At 32.0% G+C, this 15,365-nt stretch carries 19 protein-coding genes; 10 read left to right on the top strand and 9 right to left on the bottom strand.

The genetic code is table 11. The features are described 5' to 3' along the window. Positions 1-3 precede the first annotated feature (3 nt). The 9 genes from AVBRAN9334_RS07060 to AVBRAN9334_RS07020 form a co-directional block, all read right to left on the bottom strand. Entirely contained in the window at positions 4-1,245 is a 1,242-nt protein-coding gene (locus AVBRAN9334_RS07060) for a phage tail-collar fiber domain-containing protein (protein WP_336607380.1), read from the bottom strand. Further along, entirely contained in the window at positions 1,238-1,834 is a 597-nt protein-coding gene (locus AVBRAN9334_RS07055; RefSeq protein WP_336607379.1) for a phage tail protein, read from the bottom strand. Before AVBRAN9334_RS07055 ends, AVBRAN9334_RS07060 begins: the two co-directional genes overlap by 8 nt. Beyond that, a complete protein-coding gene (locus AVBRAN9334_RS07050; RefSeq protein ID WP_336607378.1) occupies positions 1,831-2,856 on the bottom strand; it encodes a baseplate J/gp47 family protein in 1,026 nt (341 codons plus the stop codon). The genes AVBRAN9334_RS07055 and AVBRAN9334_RS07050 overlap by 4 nt, the downstream gene beginning before the upstream one ends. After that, a complete protein-coding gene (locus AVBRAN9334_RS07045; protein WP_336607377.1) occupies positions 2,846-3,139 on the bottom strand; it encodes a GPW/gp25 family protein in 294 nt (97 codons plus the stop codon). The genes AVBRAN9334_RS07050 and AVBRAN9334_RS07045 overlap by 11 nt, the downstream gene beginning before the upstream one ends. Continuing rightward, the gene (locus AVBRAN9334_RS07040; protein ID WP_336607376.1) at positions 3,126-3,758 is read right to left on the bottom strand and encodes a phage baseplate assembly protein V; all 633 of its coding nucleotides are present in this window, start codon (positions 3,756-3,758) and stop codon (positions 3,126-3,128) included. The genes AVBRAN9334_RS07045 and AVBRAN9334_RS07040 overlap by 14 nt, the downstream gene beginning before the upstream one ends. Then, positions 3,758-4,060 (bottom strand): hypothetical protein, encoded by a 303-nt coding sequence (locus AVBRAN9334_RS07035; protein WP_336607375.1) that lies wholly within the window; start codon positions 4,058-4,060, stop codon positions 3,758-3,760. Before AVBRAN9334_RS07035 ends, AVBRAN9334_RS07040 begins: the two co-directional genes overlap by 1 nt. Positions 4,061-4,157: 97 nt before the next feature. Beyond that, positions 4,158-4,379, bottom strand: coding sequence for a hypothetical protein (locus AVBRAN9334_RS07030; RefSeq protein ID WP_336607374.1), 222 nt, complete (start codon positions 4,377-4,379; stop codon positions 4,158-4,160). Further along, positions 4,366-4,650, bottom strand: a complete 285-nt coding sequence (locus AVBRAN9334_RS07025) for a hypothetical protein (RefSeq protein WP_336607373.1) — start codon at positions 4,648-4,650, stop codon at positions 4,366-4,368. The genes AVBRAN9334_RS07030 and AVBRAN9334_RS07025 overlap by 14 nt, the downstream gene beginning before the upstream one ends. Continuing rightward, positions 4,640-5,086, bottom strand: a complete 447-nt coding sequence (locus AVBRAN9334_RS07020; protein ID WP_336607372.1) for a DUF5675 family protein — start codon at positions 5,084-5,086, stop codon at positions 4,640-4,642. Before AVBRAN9334_RS07020 ends, AVBRAN9334_RS07025 begins: the two co-directional genes overlap by 11 nt. A gap of 161 nt (positions 5,087-5,247) precedes the next feature. Here AVBRAN9334_RS07020 and AVBRAN9334_RS07015 point away from each other — a divergent pair, with 161 nt between their 5' ends. The 10 genes from AVBRAN9334_RS07015 to AVBRAN9334_RS06970 all read left to right on the top strand — a co-directional run bounded on the left by AVBRAN9334_RS07015 (position 5,248) and on the right by AVBRAN9334_RS06970 (position 15,365). Beyond that, a complete protein-coding gene (locus AVBRAN9334_RS07015; RefSeq protein ID WP_336607371.1) occupies positions 5,248-5,697 on the top strand; it encodes a hypothetical protein in 450 nt (149 codons plus the stop codon). Continuing rightward, the gene (locus AVBRAN9334_RS07010) at positions 5,687-6,523 is read left to right on the top strand and encodes a phage protease (RefSeq protein ID WP_336607370.1); all 837 of its coding nucleotides are present in this window, start codon (positions 5,687-5,689) and stop codon (positions 6,521-6,523) included. The genes AVBRAN9334_RS07015 and AVBRAN9334_RS07010 overlap by 11 nt, the downstream gene beginning before the upstream one ends. Next, positions 6,516-6,821: a hypothetical protein gene (locus tag AVBRAN9334_RS07005; RefSeq protein ID WP_336607369.1), complete on the top strand. Its 306-nt coding sequence runs from the start codon at positions 6,516-6,518 to the stop codon at positions 6,819-6,821. The genes AVBRAN9334_RS07010 and AVBRAN9334_RS07005 overlap by 8 nt, the downstream gene beginning before the upstream one ends. A gap of 12 nt (positions 6,822-6,833) precedes the next feature. Continuing rightward, positions 6,834-7,811 carry a major capsid protein gene (locus AVBRAN9334_RS07000; RefSeq protein WP_336607368.1) on the top strand — a complete coding sequence of 326 codons (978 nt, stop codon included), beginning with the start codon at positions 6,834-6,836 and terminating at the stop codon, positions 7,809-7,811. Positions 7,812-7,981: 170 nt separating this feature from the next. Continuing rightward, complete coding sequence (locus AVBRAN9334_RS06995; RefSeq protein ID WP_336607367.1) at positions 7,982-8,353, top strand: hypothetical protein; 372 nt, start codon at positions 7,982-7,984, stop codon at positions 8,351-8,353. Continuing rightward, positions 8,350-8,826, top strand: a complete 477-nt coding sequence (locus AVBRAN9334_RS06990; RefSeq protein ID WP_336607366.1) for a DUF1804 family protein — start codon at positions 8,350-8,352, stop codon at positions 8,824-8,826. The genes AVBRAN9334_RS06995 and AVBRAN9334_RS06990 overlap by 4 nt, the downstream gene beginning before the upstream one ends. Then, complete coding sequence (gene terL / locus AVBRAN9334_RS06985) at positions 8,816-10,444, top strand: phage terminase large subunit (RefSeq protein WP_336607365.1); 1,629 nt, start codon at positions 8,816-8,818, stop codon at positions 10,442-10,444. Before AVBRAN9334_RS06990 ends, terL begins: the two co-directional genes overlap by 11 nt. Continuing rightward, positions 10,441-11,820 (top strand): phage portal protein family protein, encoded by a 1,380-nt coding sequence (locus AVBRAN9334_RS06980; RefSeq protein ID WP_336607364.1) that lies wholly within the window; start codon positions 10,441-10,443, stop codon positions 11,818-11,820. The genes terL and AVBRAN9334_RS06980 overlap by 4 nt, the downstream gene beginning before the upstream one ends. Then, complete coding sequence (locus tag AVBRAN9334_RS06975; protein WP_336607363.1) at positions 11,813-12,868, top strand: phage head morphogenesis protein; 1,056 nt, start codon at positions 11,813-11,815, stop codon at positions 12,866-12,868. Before AVBRAN9334_RS06980 ends, AVBRAN9334_RS06975 begins: the two co-directional genes overlap by 8 nt. A gap of 160 nt (positions 12,869-13,028) precedes the next feature. Next, a complete protein-coding gene (locus AVBRAN9334_RS06970) occupies positions 13,029-15,365 on the top strand; it encodes a phage tail tape measure protein (protein WP_336607362.1) in 2,337 nt (778 codons plus the stop codon).

Raw genomic sequence — 15,365 nt, 5'->3', positions numbered from 1 at the left:
TTTTTACTCCTTAATTTGTATAATAAAATTCATTGCCATATTCACAGGTCTATTTTCATTCGCGGTTGGAACAACACGACTAACATCAAACGATACTCCCCATGCCTGATTTGCATTTGACTGTGAATCTCCAGTCCAGCTTTTGTTACCTTTAATTACCTCAAAAACACCAGTACAATCCAATGCATCAATAAATTGTGCATTTCCCCAAGACTCTTTAGCAGCTTTCATATCTCCTTTGATATTTCTTATAGCATCACCTTGTGATACGCCTAATGCTGCAGCATTACCACCAACGCAACGAACAAACTTACCACGCAAGTCAGGTATCTTAAACTTAAGCTTGTCAGCACTTTCTCCGTAAGTAATACCTATCACTTTAAATAATTGTGGGTAAGCTGTTTTTAGTAATTCACGACCATCGCAAAGCATATAATTACTAGGAATTGTCGCACCTGCATACATAAATATCATACCTACTTTACCCCCCCCCAGCTCAATTTTGGTTAGTAAGTTTTGGCATTGGGTCATTAGCTTACTCATTTGTGTGTTTTGAAGTGCGAGTTGATTTAATACACTTGTATGATTTGTGCTAATTGTTGTATTTTGTGTGGTTTGGCTGTTATCAACTTCAACTTTTGTGTAAGTTGTAGTTTTATCAGCTTTAGTATTTAGTTTTACATTAATTTCATCTCTTGTAAATACTTGTAATTTTTCAGCTTTATTATTTTCAAGTGCTGATATTTTATTATCTTGTAAGCCTTGTGATTTTTTAAACTCATCTTTTATTAAAAGCAATTCAGCATTTACATACTCACGACTTGCTAGTACTACACTTTCATCTATGCTTAATACAACATTTGAAGCATTGCCTACTTGCAAATATAATTTTATGTGTAAATCAGTAGCTAGATTTTCATTTAAAAGTGGCTTATAAGTTGAGTTAATTTTTGCTAATGCAAATAACTCACCTTTGTTTGTATAAACGCCTAAAGTTTCAATGTAAAAGCCACCGATATTTGCAGGGATTAATGTTTCAATTACAATAGTATTAGCATTATTTGTATCTTGCATATTACTTGTAATATCTTGAGTATGTTTAATACTTGCTAAGACATTCATATTTTCATTAATAGAACCTGCATAATCGCTAAAGCGTATTTCTTTTAATGCTACTTGAGTATTAGTGCTTAAAGCTTTTGCTAAAAGCTCTTGACCTTTCTTTGTGATTAATGTTTCATACATTTCTTATCTCCTGTTTGTTAATAATATGCACTGCTATAGCACTACCAACGCCACCGCCTATTACTATGTTTTTAGGTTGTTTTGGATAAACGCTAATTACTTTGCCTATACAAATAAAAGGTGCTAGTTTTATGTTTAATTCAGTAGCTTGTTTTACTTCAATTCCAGTGCAAATTGAACGAACATTTTTGTATTTATTTACAAGTGTATTTATGTGTTCAAGTTTTTCATTTGCAAGATTGCTTTTTAGCTCTAAAACACATTTAAATTGATAATTGCCTAAGTCATCTATTACATTTAAATTTTCATCATAATTTGTTAGTGCTTTTTTAAGTCCGTAATGAGTTCCAGCGTAGCGATGAATTAAAAAAGCTTGTGAAAGTAAGTTTCTAGCTTCACTTTCGCTAAGATTATTTATATCTACATCATATTGATATGCTAAGTGTTTTAATAATTTTTTATCGCAAGTTTTTGGGTTATTATCAATTACACTTAAATCAAACTTAGCTAATAAATCAGCTCCAATCTTTTCAAGTGTTTTTTCATCTTTTGTTTTATGGCTAGGTAATAAGCTTTTATAATTTCTCATAACTCAGCCCTTTTAAAAGTGAAGTTAAATTTAATGAAAAGGTATTCGTTTTCAAGTGTGGTTAAATTATTTTTCAAGTCTATTTCAACGCTTTGCGTTGAACTATCGTGCAAATACTCATAAATTGCACTTAAACTTATATTCTCATTTATTTTTAACTCTAAGTCTTTACGCAAATATTCGCTAAACATATCATATTTATAAACTACTGCGTTTATTATGATTTCTTTTTTGATAGCTTCTTCTACTTTAACTATATCAGTCAAGGGGCGTGTCTTTTCATCGTTCAAAGCTTTAACTACATCGCTTAAAGCATTTGCATCGTTATCGCTTTTGATTATCACACGAACAATACCAGCACCGCCATTTAAAACTTTTACATCTTTTATTTTTGCATTAGCTGATTTTGTATGATATATATAAGCATTTGTGCTTCCAGCTGTGCTTGGCTTTTCAAGGCTTAAAATCGCACGAGTGCGTAAGTCTTCATCGCTTTCAGCATCAGCTCCGCCATTAAAATCATTTTTTTGTTTGCATTCAACTAAAAATGGTAGTGGAGTTTGTAGTAATTCGCATTTAATAGTGCTTGATTTTATGTATTTATTTAATGTAATTGCTCCTACATTACTAAGCTCACCACTCTTAATTATTACATCTTCATCAAGCGTTGCTACTTCGCTTGTGTTTGAGTGAAAAATTGCATCTTTTGGAATGATTACATCAGCATCTAATATGGTATTCAACTTAAATTCAATTGTAGCTTTTGGTTTAGTTCCTGCAAGTCTTTTTATATTATAAAATTTGACTAATTCATCTAAATCGCTACCTTTTGCGTAATTAATTAGAAGTGATTTTGTTTTTTCATTCATCTCACATCTAAGTAAAACTTCACGATAAGCGTAACATTCTAAAAGAGCTGATAACCTATCGCTTTCAAGTAGCTTAACATCATCAAGCTCCTTAGTTGCGATGATTTTTAACTCATCTAAAATTTTCTCATAATCTACTTTATCAAGCAACATTTATTAGCTCTCCACTACTAAGCTCAATCTTGTAAGATAATTTATGATTAGTTAGGCTTTCAAATTTAAGCCTTTTAACCCTTACACGAGGTTCGTTTTTATGAATTGCTTCAACTACATAGCGAGTTAGTTTTGCTTTATACTCATCATCCACTCTTTTATCTACTAACTCAAAAAGGCGTGAGCCATAATTTGGACGCATTACTCTTGCACCAAGTGGGGTTAATAAAATATCTTTTATGCTATTTTCAATACTTGTTAGATACATTTTAATCCCTGCCATATCCACTATTTGTATGATTAGTTAAGTTACCTTTACTATCAATTATGCTTGCTTTAGTGCTTATGTTTTTATCTACACTTAAAACTCCTTTTACATTCAAAGCTCCACTTATTTCTAAACTACCATTTATACTAAAAGCTCCAGCTTTACCACCAGCACCACTTGTGCTAATTCCACCAGCAATATTTGTATTCCCAACTAAATTTATTGATTGGCTTGTAATAGTTGTAGTGTTTGCATTTGCATTTAAATTAGTACAAATTACATTACAATCAACGCAATTTATATTTATAGTTTTAGCTACATTTATATCTAGCGTTGAGTTTACAGTATCGTATGAAATGCAAGTGCCATCACTAAACTCTACATATTCTTTAGTATCACTTGCATCTAATTTATGTTTATCTTGATATATTCCACGCAAAATTACACCTGAATTAATATCATCATTTACAGCGATTACTAGCACTTGTTCGCCAATTTTTATCGGTTGAAAAGATATTGAATTTGCATTGCTTGAATGTTGCACTACATCTAAATAATCAGTTGTTAATTCGTTGTCTAGTTTAACACTAGCTTTATTTTCTTTTACATCGCAAACAATACCTATGCAATTCATTATTTACCTTTCTTCTCAATATAATTAAAAACTATGCTTTGTAGTTTTTCTAACATCTCAGTTCCAATGTACGCACCAATTCCTGCAATTGCAACGCTTAATCGCTCATTTTGTATAAAATAAAGTGCAAATTCAAAACTAACATAACCCGCAAGCATTGATGAGCTAAGAGCACTTAAAAGTCTTTTTAATCTTGATATACCATTAAATCCATCAAGCTTATGCTTTTCATAAGTGCTTGTAAGTGCAGCTATAAAGCACACACAACAAAGCCAATAATAAATAAATCTATCATCGCTCATAAGCCAACCGCCCAAGCATAAAAATATCCAGCTACACCAATTGCGACATAAAAAATAAGCTTTTCAATTAAAAGCCTATTTTTTTCTAATGCTTTTCTCATTCTTTTACTCCTAAGCATTGTTTTAGGGTGCTTTCACACTCTCTTAGATATATCAATGTTTCTTTTGCGTAATCAAATTCATTTACATTTTTACTTTTCAAAGGTTTTAATGGCATTTTTGCATTGCATTGCACAGGCACATTCACATATTTAATTTGATTTTGACTAGCACAAGAGCTTAAAAGTAAAAGAACGAGAAAAACACTAATTAATCTCATTAAAAAGCTCCTTATAAGCTTTAAGTTCAGCTTCACAAGTATTGTCTTTTACATATATCTTTTTAATGCGTTCTACCTCTTTAATTTCGGTAGGTTTTATCTCAACGCTTAATGCTTTTATTCGTTCGTTTTGAAAATCTAAGTTAATATTTGCAGCATTTAATTTAGTTTTTAAAAGCTCATTTTCTTTTGATAAATCATTATTTACAAAATAAAAAGCTAGATTTGAAAGTACTAAAACTATAATTACAGCATAAAACTTAGTTCTCATCTATTACCTCCACAATAAAGTCATTCTCACCTATTAACTCATATAATTTTTTCATAGCTAAGCGAGTTTTACCTATACCAATAATCTCGCCTTGTGCGTTATATAAAAAGCAAAGCCCAAGTAATAGACAACCAATAGTATCCCTTAACCACGAGCCGTGATGTATTCTTATCAAGCGTTCTTTGCTTAATTCATCACTATAAACATGTGGTATTTTTATTTTTAATACAGGAGAATAATTAGCAGACCATATCCAAGTAGCAGCATAAATGCTAGGCTTGATAGGTCTTTTAAGCCCACTTTCGTTGGTTGGCTCTCCAATGCACTCAAGCCCAGTAAAGTTTGCTAAGATATTTTTATCTTCATCAAATAATGTTACTTTAGAAAAAGTTCCATATTGATTTTTGAAAAATCTTTTATACCTTAAAACTTTCACTCTTACTCCTTAATTTTTGCCGTATGCTAGTATAAAATTAAGCTAAAATTAAGGAAAACATTTTTCGCATATTTTTAAGAAAAAATTGACAAAAATTATTATTTTCTAAAAATAAAGCTTTTGTCTAAACTCACGCTCGTAATAAACAAAAAGGAGCGATTTTGAGTTTAATAGAAGCTTATGAAAACTCATTAAAAGAGCATTTAAAAGAATTTAACATTAAAACTTATTTAGGTGAGTTTAATGATAAAGACAAAATTGAAGCACTTTTTAATAAAGATGAATGCTTAGTATTTTTTGACTTTATAAATGAAAGCTTTTTAAATGTAAGTCAAAGGGAAATTACATATAAAATATATGTATGCTCTAAAACTTCAAACAAGCAAAGAGCAAAGCGTGAAGAGTGTAAATATAAAGCACTTGATAAGCTTAGCGAGATTGAAAGAGCATTAATTGATACTTATTTTATCAATGGCTTTAAAGTAGATTTGCTAAGTCTTGCTAAAGAATACGATAATGCAACAGACTTGGGCTTTATCGTGCTATATTCACGCACATTTAAAACTATCTTACAAGAAAATAATCACACAGGATTAGTAGATGAACTTTGAGTTAGCTAAAGAAATTAAAGTTGCAGTTGTAGGCAAGTGGAAAGGTCATCACGCTGGTGCATTTGAGATAAGCCATACTGATTTAGAGCAAATGATTGAAAACTTTAAAAATAGTGGGCTATCTATACCTATTGATTACGAACACGAAAGCTTAGAGAACAAAAAAGCTCCTGCTATCGGCTGGGTAGATGAGCTATATATAAAAGATAACGTTTTATACGCTTTACCAAAGTGGTGTGATGAAGCACGTGAGCTTATTAAAAATAAACAATATAAATATATAAGTCCTGTTTTTATGTTTAATAGTGTTGATAGAGTAAGTGGCAAAGGCATCGGCACTACGCTTCAAAGCATAGCATTAACAAATACGCCATTTTTAACTGAACTTGGAGAAATTAGTTGTAAAGAAAATCAATTTAATAAAGGAGATAAGATGTCGCAAAATGCAAAAGTCGCAAATAGCGATGGGCAAACAAATGAGTTGCAAGAAAAACTTGCTGAACTAGAAGCACAAAACGCCGAGCTAGTTAAAGAGAATGAAGAGCTAAAGACAAAAGTAGCTGAATTAGAAGCAAAAATAAGTGAGCTAGAAGGTGAAAATGCTGAAGAAATGGTGGAAAATAGCATCAAGCAAGGCTTGGTAGCAAACAGCCAAAAACCTTGGGCATTAAATTACGCTAAAAGCAATCGTGCAGGGTTTAAAGAGTATCTAAACACACTAAAAAGCTCTGATATAACAAAGCAAAACAACACTTACGCCAACTCTAACAAGCCAAAACCAAAAAAAGACTTGGCAAAAATGATAGCAGGAGTAAAAGATGAATAAAACTTATGTAAAACCAACAACCTTAACTGATATTTTAGTTACAGATGTGCTTAAAACTGATATTGAGCTAAAAGTTACTGATGAATTAGCCATAGGTTCACCTTTAATCCTAACAGGTACTACTTGGCAAAAAGCAACAGAGCTAAACATAGCAACAGCTGAAAAACACGCTATTTTATGCGAAAACGCTACATCTGATGGCATTTATACAGCGATGCTAATTGGAGCTGTGAAGTTTGTAGATGTTCATAATGATATAAAAACAGCATTTTTTAAATCAAATCTAATTTATCAATAATAAGGAGAAAGAATGGAAGAGTTATTAAAATTATTTACAACAAATGCAATGACAAGTGCGAGTGAGCAAATAAAAGTTAGTGAGCAGTTTTTAACAAACAAATATTTTAAAAACGCCGAGCATATCGTGGGAGAAAACGCAGAGCTTAGTATCGTAAAAGGTGCAGGTATTATTTTAAAATCAGTTGGTTCTGATGCCGAGCATATCAAAACACAAAACAACAAAGAGATAAAAATCAGTGCTCTCTTGCCACGCTATCCGTTAATTGATAAATTAACTACAAGTGATTTAAATAAATTTCGTGTATATGATGGAAGTGAGTTGCAACTTGAAGCATTAAGCAAAAAAGTAGGCTCAATTTTAGGCAAACAAAAAACATCAATTATAACTACTATTGAATATATGGCGGCTGGTGCTATTTTTGGTCGTGTTGTAGATGGTAATGGTAGGGTTTTATTTGAGCTTGAAAACAAATCAAGCGCTATTACTTTAACAGCCACGTCAAACTTACTAGAAAACAAACTAGAAATTGATAAAGTGCTATGTAAAGAATTAGGCACTTCACATAATGAATATACTATTTTATGCTCTCCATCGTATTATCAAGCAGTGTATGATTTAGCTACCACTCAAGATTTATTTAAAACAAATCAAGCCACCACACTTTCAAATGATGATAAAGTAGCAATGATAGTCCATGGTGTAAAGTATGTGATTTACCAAGGTTATTATGAAAATGAAAAAGGCAAAATGCTTGAGTATATAAAAGATGGCGAAGCTTATGCAGTGCCTGATAATGCTGATATATTTAAGTTTATTTATGGCACAGCAAATCATACAGAAGCATTTAACACAGCTCCAACGCTTATTTTTTCACCAGCACCTGAAGAACTACCTAACGGAGCAGGATATGCAATCATTAGTGAAAGTCGCCCTTTGCTTTACTGCGAACGCCCAGAAGCTATAGTAAAACTAAGTTTTACAAAATAAAAAAGCACAGCAGCAAAAGTATATCTTTTGCAGTGCTTTTTAAAAAGTAAAGATTTTGCCTTTAAAGTCCTTTTTGGGCTTAAAAAGTATAAATGTATGCGTTGAAAGTAGTTCAACGATTTTCAACGCAAATGCAACGCATAAAAATATAAAAGGAGTATTTATAAAAGATGATAACAAAACTTGACCTATTAAACGAAGTAAGTGAGAAAGAATTAAACGAACTTTGCTATTTAGAGTATGAAAGCGAAGAAAGAGTATTAAATGATTGCATTAATGAGGCTCTTAGTTTTATATCATCTTTTATAAGCATTCCAGCAAATCCTACACCTTTTTTAAAAGATTTATGCGTAAAGCTTACATTAATAGCATTAAAGACAAAACAGGGTTTTCCAAAAGAAAGTTTAAACGAGCAAAAAAACGAAATTAAAAACGACCTAATAAGAATGAGCAAAGGCAATATTCCAACGAGCATAGAAGACAAAAAGCCACCAAGAGAAAAAATAAGATTTTTCATTCACAATAACTGGAGCAAAAAATGAAAACTACTTATGAGTGGGCTAAGTCTTTGTATTCAAAAGGTTATGAGTGTAATGAAATAGCAGAAATTCTTAACAAAAACATCCGCACTATTCAAAACTACAAGTCAAAAGATAGTGATTGGGATAAGCTAAGAGTTAAAGAAATTATCACAGATGAAAACGCACAAGAAGTTTATACAAACTTCACACAACAAATGCAAAAAGCACTAGATGAGATAATGAGTGATGCTAAGCTAAACGCACAGGATAAAGCTGTGGCAATTGCAAAAATGGGCGATAGTTTTGCAAAGATGAAAAAAGTAGCTGAAATTGAAGACCCAAAGGCATACAAGCTAAATATAGCTCAAATAGTAATTAAAGTGCTTATTGATGAGATAAAAACGCTAAATAATGAAAGCTTGAATGAGCATTTTAAAGATTTTTTAAGCACAGGTAAAATCATTAAAGCATTGGAGAAAGCTAATGTTTTGTAGTAGAGAAGAAATAGAAAACTTTTTTAATGATGAGAACATAAAAGATAAGCCACCAGCAACAAAAAGAAAAGAATTTGAAAAGTGGCTCGGCGATTTAAGAGATGAATTTGCTACTAGTTTAGATTACAAAGCAACGCTTGATGCAAATCTTAAAGAAAGCCGTGTGAAAGAATGTGAGAATGATTATTTAAAGTTCTTTAATACATATCTATCACACTATGCAAGTATTGGTGGGGTTTGTGAGCTACATACATATTTAGCTGATTATTTTAATACTTTAGGCACTCATTCAATTAAAAAAAGAGCCGTTGCAGCTCCACGTGGTCACGCTAAATCTACGCATTGTTCAGTTGGTCTTGTTTTGTGGTGCATAGTTTATAAGAAAAAGCGTTTTATAGTTGAGATTAGTGACGCTATTGAACTTGCAGAAGCTAACCTTGAAGCTATCAAAGTTGAATTAGAATGTAACGAGAATTTAAAAGCCGACTTTGGCGACCTAGTGGGGGACAATTGGAAAGTTGGTGAATTTATCACCAGTAACGGCGTGAAAGTCAAAGCATTTGGTAGCGGTAAGCGTTTAAGGGGTATTCGTTATGGAGCATATCGCCCTGATTTAGCAATTTTGGACGACTTAGAAAACGATACAAATGTGCGTTCTAAAGAACAACGTGATAAGCTTGAAGATTGGCTAGATGAAGCGGTTCTTAATCTTGGCTCACTTGATGATAGCTTAGATGTTTTGTATATTGGGACAATACTTCATCAAGATAGTGTGCTAAATCGTAAGCTTAAAAATGAGTTTTGGCTAACTAAGAAGTTTAGCTCAATAATTCATTTTCCTTACAGAATGGATTTGTGGGATGATTATATAAAGCTTTATAAAGTAGATAAGCAAAGAGCTGAAGGCTTTTATAAAGCTAATGAAGAGCTTATGAAAAATGGCAGTGAAGTCTTGTGGGAAAGTGCAAGAGATATTAAAAAGCTTATGCAGCTAAGAGCTGAAAACCTAAGGGCATTTAATAAAGAGCAATTAAATGAGCCTTTGAGTGAAAAACAAATCTTTAAACTTGAAAACCTTAATTTTTATGATGTTTTACCCGAAATAAAGACAAAGGTTATTTACATAGACCCTGCAGGAGCTACTAAAAAAAGCGATTTTACAGCTATTAGCGTTTTAGGACTTTCTTATGAGAATAAAGCTTATTTAATTGAAAGCATTGTAAAAGTTATGCAAGTAACTGATATGATAAAAACAATTATAAATCTAACACTTACATATAATCCAAGAAAGGTTATTGTAGAAATAAACGGCGGACAATTTTTCTTAAAAGAGTTTTTAAAAAACGAGGCTTTAAAGCAAAATATCTCCTTACCATTACAAGGCGTAAATAATTATAAAAGTAAGCACGAAAGAATAGAAAGCCTTGAGATGCCATTTTTAAATAAAGAGCTATTTATTCATAAAAGTCAAACACAACTAATAGAGCAACTTTTAGAATACCCAGAACACAAAAACGATGATGCTCCAGATAGTCTAGCTGGTGCATATAAAGAAATAAAAACAACAAATATACAAAGAAGAACACATTATTATCAAAAAAGAAGGTTTTTAAGATGAGTAAAAAGCTATTAGTATTAAACCAACAAGATGTTTTAATAAAAAAGCTGTTTTCAAGTAGTTTTTTAACAAGCTATAAGATAAGCTTAAGTGAGCAAATGGAGATTTATAAAGATTTAGCATTTACTCAAGCAAATACAAGCCGTAAATCTATAAATAAAGCAAAATCTATAAGATTTGTATGTGATGATGAGCGTATCATCGCTAGATTTGAAAGTAAAATATTTTATGCTGACATTATTAGTCAAATCCTTGAAACTTATTTGTTTGGTCTAAATGTTTTTGAGTTAAATTGGAGCTTTAAAGATGGTTTTTTTTATCCTGAACTAATTCAAAGAGATTTTAGAGATTTTGCATTTGTAAATAATGAGCTTAAGTTTAATAATGGTGGAGATTTAGTAGATATTCCAAAAGGAAAAGTTGTTTATGCACTTTATGAAAGCTCGGCTTTTTTACCATATGGAGACGCACTATTACCTAAACTTTATTGGGCTGTCAAACTAAAACACGCATCCACTAAATTTTGGGCGGCTTTCCAAGAAAAATTTGGAAGCCCTTGGGTTATAGCAAAAACTAACGCAAACCCTGATGAATTAGCTGTAGAAACACACGCTATGCTTAGTGGTGATACAGCTGTAATTGATGTGGATGAAGAAATATCACTAATTCAGCCTACAAGCACACAAAGTGATTTTCATAATTTGGTTAATTTTTTAGATAATTGTATAAGAAGTGTTATTTTAGGTGGTAATTTATCATCTCAAGTTGATGGTGGGAGCTTTGCAGCTGCCGAAACCCACAACGCAGTAAGGCAAGATTTAGCAAATGCTGATTTAAACTTACTTTTGTTCGTAATAAACAAGGTTTTAGAGCATTTTAAAGAGATAAATAACTATACTGGAGAGCTTTATGCAGAACTTGAACCTATTAACGATATAAAAAGCGAACTAGCACAGCGTGATAGCATAATTTATAATATGGGCTTTGATTTAAGTGAAGAATACATTAAAGAAACTTATGGCGTTGATGGAGTTAAAAGAGATATGAACTTAATGTATGCAAATAATCAATCTACACAAACCAAATTTACACCATTACAAGATGATTGCAACACCATTTCAAAAGCCTTTCCAAACGCAATAAATAAGCCGTTAGATGATATAGACGCAATAACGCTAAGTAATGATTTTAATAAAATTAACGATGAGCTTGATAAAGATTTACAAGAACAATTTTTAAAAGTCCTTGAAAACTCAAATTCTTATGAAGACGCTATGAATAAGCTACTTAATCAAGGCATAAAACAAGACAAGCTAGAAAACATAATGGCTCAAGTTTTAACAAATATTAGTTTAAAAGGCTTAAGTGATGAATGATTTATCTAAGGTTTTTACACAAAGCCCTGATGATATGTTAAAGTATTTTATGCTTAAAAAACCAACGCTAGATGTTGATTTAGATAAACTTAAAATGGAACATTATGAAACAGCATTTATAATAAAACAGATTAGCGAGATACAAACACTAAAAGCTCTACATAAAAGCTTGTTTAAAGCGTATAAAAAAGGCACAAGCTTTAAAGATTGTGTAAAAGAGTTAGAAAGCATTAGCGGACTTCATAAAAACCATATAAAAACTATTTTTAATACAAATTTACGAGTGGCATACAATAACGCTAGGTTTGAAAGCCAAAGAAAAGGAGATAAACCTTATCTTAGATATGTAGCTATTACAGACCATAGAGCAAGGGCATCGCATTTAGCATTTCACGGACTTATTTTACCTAAGGATGACCCTTTTTGGGATGATAATTATCCGCCTAAAGGATTTAATTGCAGGTGTAAAGTTCAAGCATTAAGTGAAGATGAAGCAAGAGATTTGGGCTATACGGGAAAAAAAGCACCGCTTTTAAATATCCCTGATGATGGCTTTAAAAATGGTATAAAATCATACGAGCAAAAAATCCAAAACTTAACAGAGTATTTAAACGAGCAGGTAAAAGGCTTACCTCACGAGGTACATAAGGCAGTTAATACTAGGATAAAAGAAAGCTTAATGCAAATAAAAGAAGTTAGAAACAATTATAACACTATAAAAAAGGTATTTAATGATGAGAAAGAGCAAAACTATAAAGGAAAACTTTTAAAAGTAGGTAATTGTGATATTTTAGGACAAGACTTGCCATTATTTGTAAGCTTGGAAAATGTTTTTACTCATAAGCACAGAAAACATATAACATCTTATGATTATGCAATGATACCGCAAATGTTAAAAAACATTAAAAGTAAAACACTTTCAAAAGCACATTCACAGGCTGAAGTAGTAGTTAGTCATTTAGGCACTTATTATCGCTTAGCTATTAAAAAGACTAGCAAGAATGAAGCTATTGTTACATCTATTACACAGGAAAGAAAGTGGGAATAAATGGTGGCGTTTGGGGAACCAACGAATAAACGGCATTGGCTAATGCTTAAGGCTTTCTGCAAAGTAGCGATATCAGTGCAGTTTAACCCCTTTACCCGAGTTAGTAGCCATCTAACTCATCGCAGGGGCATTATAAATAAACAATATTAAGGAGAGCTTAATGGATGTGCAGTTTGGCTTAGGGCTAAAGTTAGCCTTAGGTGGATTTGATAAGCTAAAAACACAGCAAGAAAGATTAGAAAAACTTGGCAAAATTGCAAAGCTAAGCACTGATAAGATGGACAAGCTAACAAAAAGCATAAATAAGCTTAATAATTTAGATATAAAAGCAGGTCTTGCTAGAGAAAAACTACAAGCATTTAAAGATGATTTAGGCAAAAACATAGCAAAAATGGGTGCTTTAGCTGTTCCTGTTAAATTAGCTGGAGATTATGAGAGTGCATTAGCTGATTTTAATAATGCTGCTAAGCTTGATAATGCAGGGCTAAAAGATATGAATGAATACTTTTTAAAGCTTAGTAATCAAGTAAATATTAGTAGTAAAGAATTAGCAAATCTAGGGCAAAACATAGCAAAAATGGGTGTTCCTAAAAACGATTTAAAAGAGTATTTAAACACAGCATCTAAGCTTCAAATGGCTTTAGGCTTTAGCACAGATGAGACAAACGAAATGCTAAGCACTCTAAATACTCATTTTAAGCTAAATAGCAAAGATGCTTTGAGTTTTGGAGATGAGATTTTTACACTTAGCAATAAGTTTAATGCAAGCAGTAAAAGCATAGCAAATCTAACAAGTAAAATTAGTGCCAATGCTAAAATGTTTGGACTAAGTGCGAATGAAAGTGCCGTTTTAAGTGCAGCATTTTTGCAAGTTGCAAAAGATGAAGGACAAGCAGAAAACTCTATAAATAGCTTAAATGAAAAGCTTATGAATATTACAAGCTTAGGCGATAATGTAAAGCAAAGCTTGGCAAACTTGGGTATGGATGCACAGCAGATAGAAATCGGTATGAAAATAGACCCAAAAGCTACACTTGATTTATTTTTCAATAGATTAAAAATCACTAAAAAAGCTAATGAAAAACAATATAACGAGCTTTTAGCTTCTATGTTTGTCGGGAATGCTAGTATTATGAATGCTTTTGTTGAAAATTTAGACAAATACAACGAAGCAACGGCAAATATAGGTAAAAATAAAGGGGCTTTAGATGATGAAGCTAAGGCTATTAAAGAGCTTTTTAATACCCGTGTGGGTGTATTTACAAATCAGCTAAAAACTTTAAGTATTCAAATAGGCAATGTGTTTTTACCTATTGTTAGCAGCGTAATTGATAAGCTTAGCAGTGTTTTAAGCTTTACTAGTGATATGATGAGTAAATACCCAACACTTACTAAAATAGTAATTGGCACAGCTGGGGCTTTTATGGGGCTTCAAGTAGCACTTAGCGTCACTAGAGCTGCAAGTGCATTGCTAACACTTAGCAAGGTAAATATGGCTAAAAATATGATATATGCTAAAAATGTAGCGATGATTTTAGGTGGTGTGCTTAAAAAGAATTTGTGGCTTAGTTTGGTTGGTGCTGAAGTAAGATTTAGAAAAGCAGCAATTTCTAGTATAGCATTTAGTAAAAGCTTAATCACTTCAAGCATTAGCAAAAGTAAATCAGCTCTTACGAGCTTAGCTAGTTTGCTTGGTGGTGGGCTAAGTAAGGCTTTTAAGTTTGGTGCAGCTGCTGTAAGAATATTTAACCTTGCCCTTGCAAGTAATCCAATCGGATTAATCGCTGTTGCAATTACTTCTCTTGGAGTTTTGATTTATTCAAACTGGGATAGGATTAAGGCTTGGACTAAGAGTTTATGTAGCTTTTTAGGTCGTGTATTTGCTAAGCCTATTGAGAGTATTAAAGGGCTTTTTGGTGGGCTTTGGAGTGGTGTAAAATCATTATTTAATGCTTGGCTTGATAATTTTAAGCGTGGAGTTAGCCTTATTAGTGAGTTTTTCTCTAATCCACTTGAAAGCATTAAAAATCTATTTAGTGGGCTTTGGGATAGTATTTGCAGTGGTTTTAGTGCATTTACAAATATTTTTAGTGTTGGTGCAAAATCTTTAGGTGAGTTTTTTACTTCTCCTATTGAGTTTATTAAGAGCAAATTTAGTGCGATATTTGATTGGATAGCTTCAAAATTTGCTTGGATTACTGATACTTTTAGCTCTATTGCTGATTTTTTTGGCTTTGGTGATGAAAAAGAAAGCAAAAAAACACCACAAGTAATAAGTAGTAAAGAAATTGAACAACTAAACACTGCCGTAATGAGTGCAAAAAGTGAGATTAAACAAGATTTTACTATTAATCTTAGTTTTGGAGAGATAAAAATAGCTACAAATAATGGCAATTTTGATTTAAATGCACTTACACAACAAATCACACAAGCAGTTACAAAAGCAATAGATAAAGCAAACGCAAATGCTAAAAATCGTAGCGTGATAGGAGGTTAA

Source organism: Campylobacter sp. RM9334 (genome assembly GCF_020138145.1).
Taxonomy (GTDB): Bacteria; Campylobacterota; Campylobacteria; order Campylobacterales; family Campylobacteraceae; genus Campylobacter_E.
Note: the sequence above shows the minus strand (reverse complement) of the source record. Positions and strands in the feature narration are given on the sequence as shown.

Bases quoted from the DNA above. Each gene is read 5' to 3' on its own strand.
- terL (WP_336607365.1), top strand. From the start codon at position 8,816: ATGTTTTGTAGTAGAGAAGAAATAGAAAACTTTTTTAATGATGAGAAC.
- AVBRAN9334_RS06995 (WP_336607367.1), top strand. From the start codon at position 7,982: ATGATAACAAAACTTGACCTATTAAACGAAGTAAGTGAGAAAGAATTA.
- AVBRAN9334_RS07030 (WP_336607374.1), bottom strand. From the start codon at position 4,379: ATGAGATTAATTAGTGTTTTTCTCGTTCTTTTACTTTTAAGCTCTTGT.
- AVBRAN9334_RS07045 (WP_336607377.1), bottom strand. From the start codon at position 3,139: ATGGCAGGGATTAAAATGTATCTAACAAGTATTGAAAATAGCATAAAA.
- AVBRAN9334_RS07040 (WP_336607376.1), bottom strand. From the start codon at position 3,758: ATGAATTGCATAGGTATTGTTTGCGATGTAAAAGAAAATAAAGCTAGT.
- AVBRAN9334_RS06970 (WP_336607362.1), top strand. From the start codon at position 13,029: ATGGATGTGCAGTTTGGCTTAGGGCTAAAGTTAGCCTTAGGTGGATTT.
- AVBRAN9334_RS07025 (WP_336607373.1), bottom strand. From the start codon at position 4,650: ATGAGAACTAAGTTTTATGCTGTAATTATAGTTTTAGTACTTTCAAAT.
- AVBRAN9334_RS07055 (WP_336607379.1), bottom strand. From the start codon at position 1,834: ATGAGAAATTATAAAAGCTTATTACCTAGCCATAAAACAAAAGATGAA.
- AVBRAN9334_RS07050 (WP_336607378.1), bottom strand. From the start codon at position 2,856: ATGTTGCTTGATAAAGTAGATTATGAGAAAATTTTAGATGAGTTAAAA.
- AVBRAN9334_RS06990 (WP_336607366.1), top strand. From the start codon at position 8,350: ATGAAAACTACTTATGAGTGGGCTAAGTCTTTGTATTCAAAAGGTTAT.
- AVBRAN9334_RS06980 (WP_336607364.1), top strand. From the start codon at position 10,441: ATGAGTAAAAAGCTATTAGTATTAAACCAACAAGATGTTTTAATAAAA.
- AVBRAN9334_RS07010 (WP_336607370.1), top strand. From the start codon at position 5,687: ATGAACTTTGAGTTAGCTAAAGAAATTAAAGTTGCAGTTGTAGGCAAG.
- AVBRAN9334_RS07035 (WP_336607375.1), bottom strand. From the start codon at position 4,060: ATGAGCGATGATAGATTTATTTATTATTGGCTTTGTTGTGTGTGCTTT.
- AVBRAN9334_RS07060 (WP_336607380.1), bottom strand. From the start codon at position 1,245: ATGTATGAAACATTAATCACAAAGAAAGGTCAAGAGCTTTTAGCAAAA.
- AVBRAN9334_RS07000 (WP_336607368.1), top strand. From the start codon at position 6,834: ATGGAAGAGTTATTAAAATTATTTACAACAAATGCAATGACAAGTGCG.
- AVBRAN9334_RS06975 (WP_336607363.1), top strand. From the start codon at position 11,813: ATGAATGATTTATCTAAGGTTTTTACACAAAGCCCTGATGATATGTTA.
- AVBRAN9334_RS07005 (WP_336607369.1), top strand. From the start codon at position 6,516: ATGAATAAAACTTATGTAAAACCAACAACCTTAACTGATATTTTAGTT.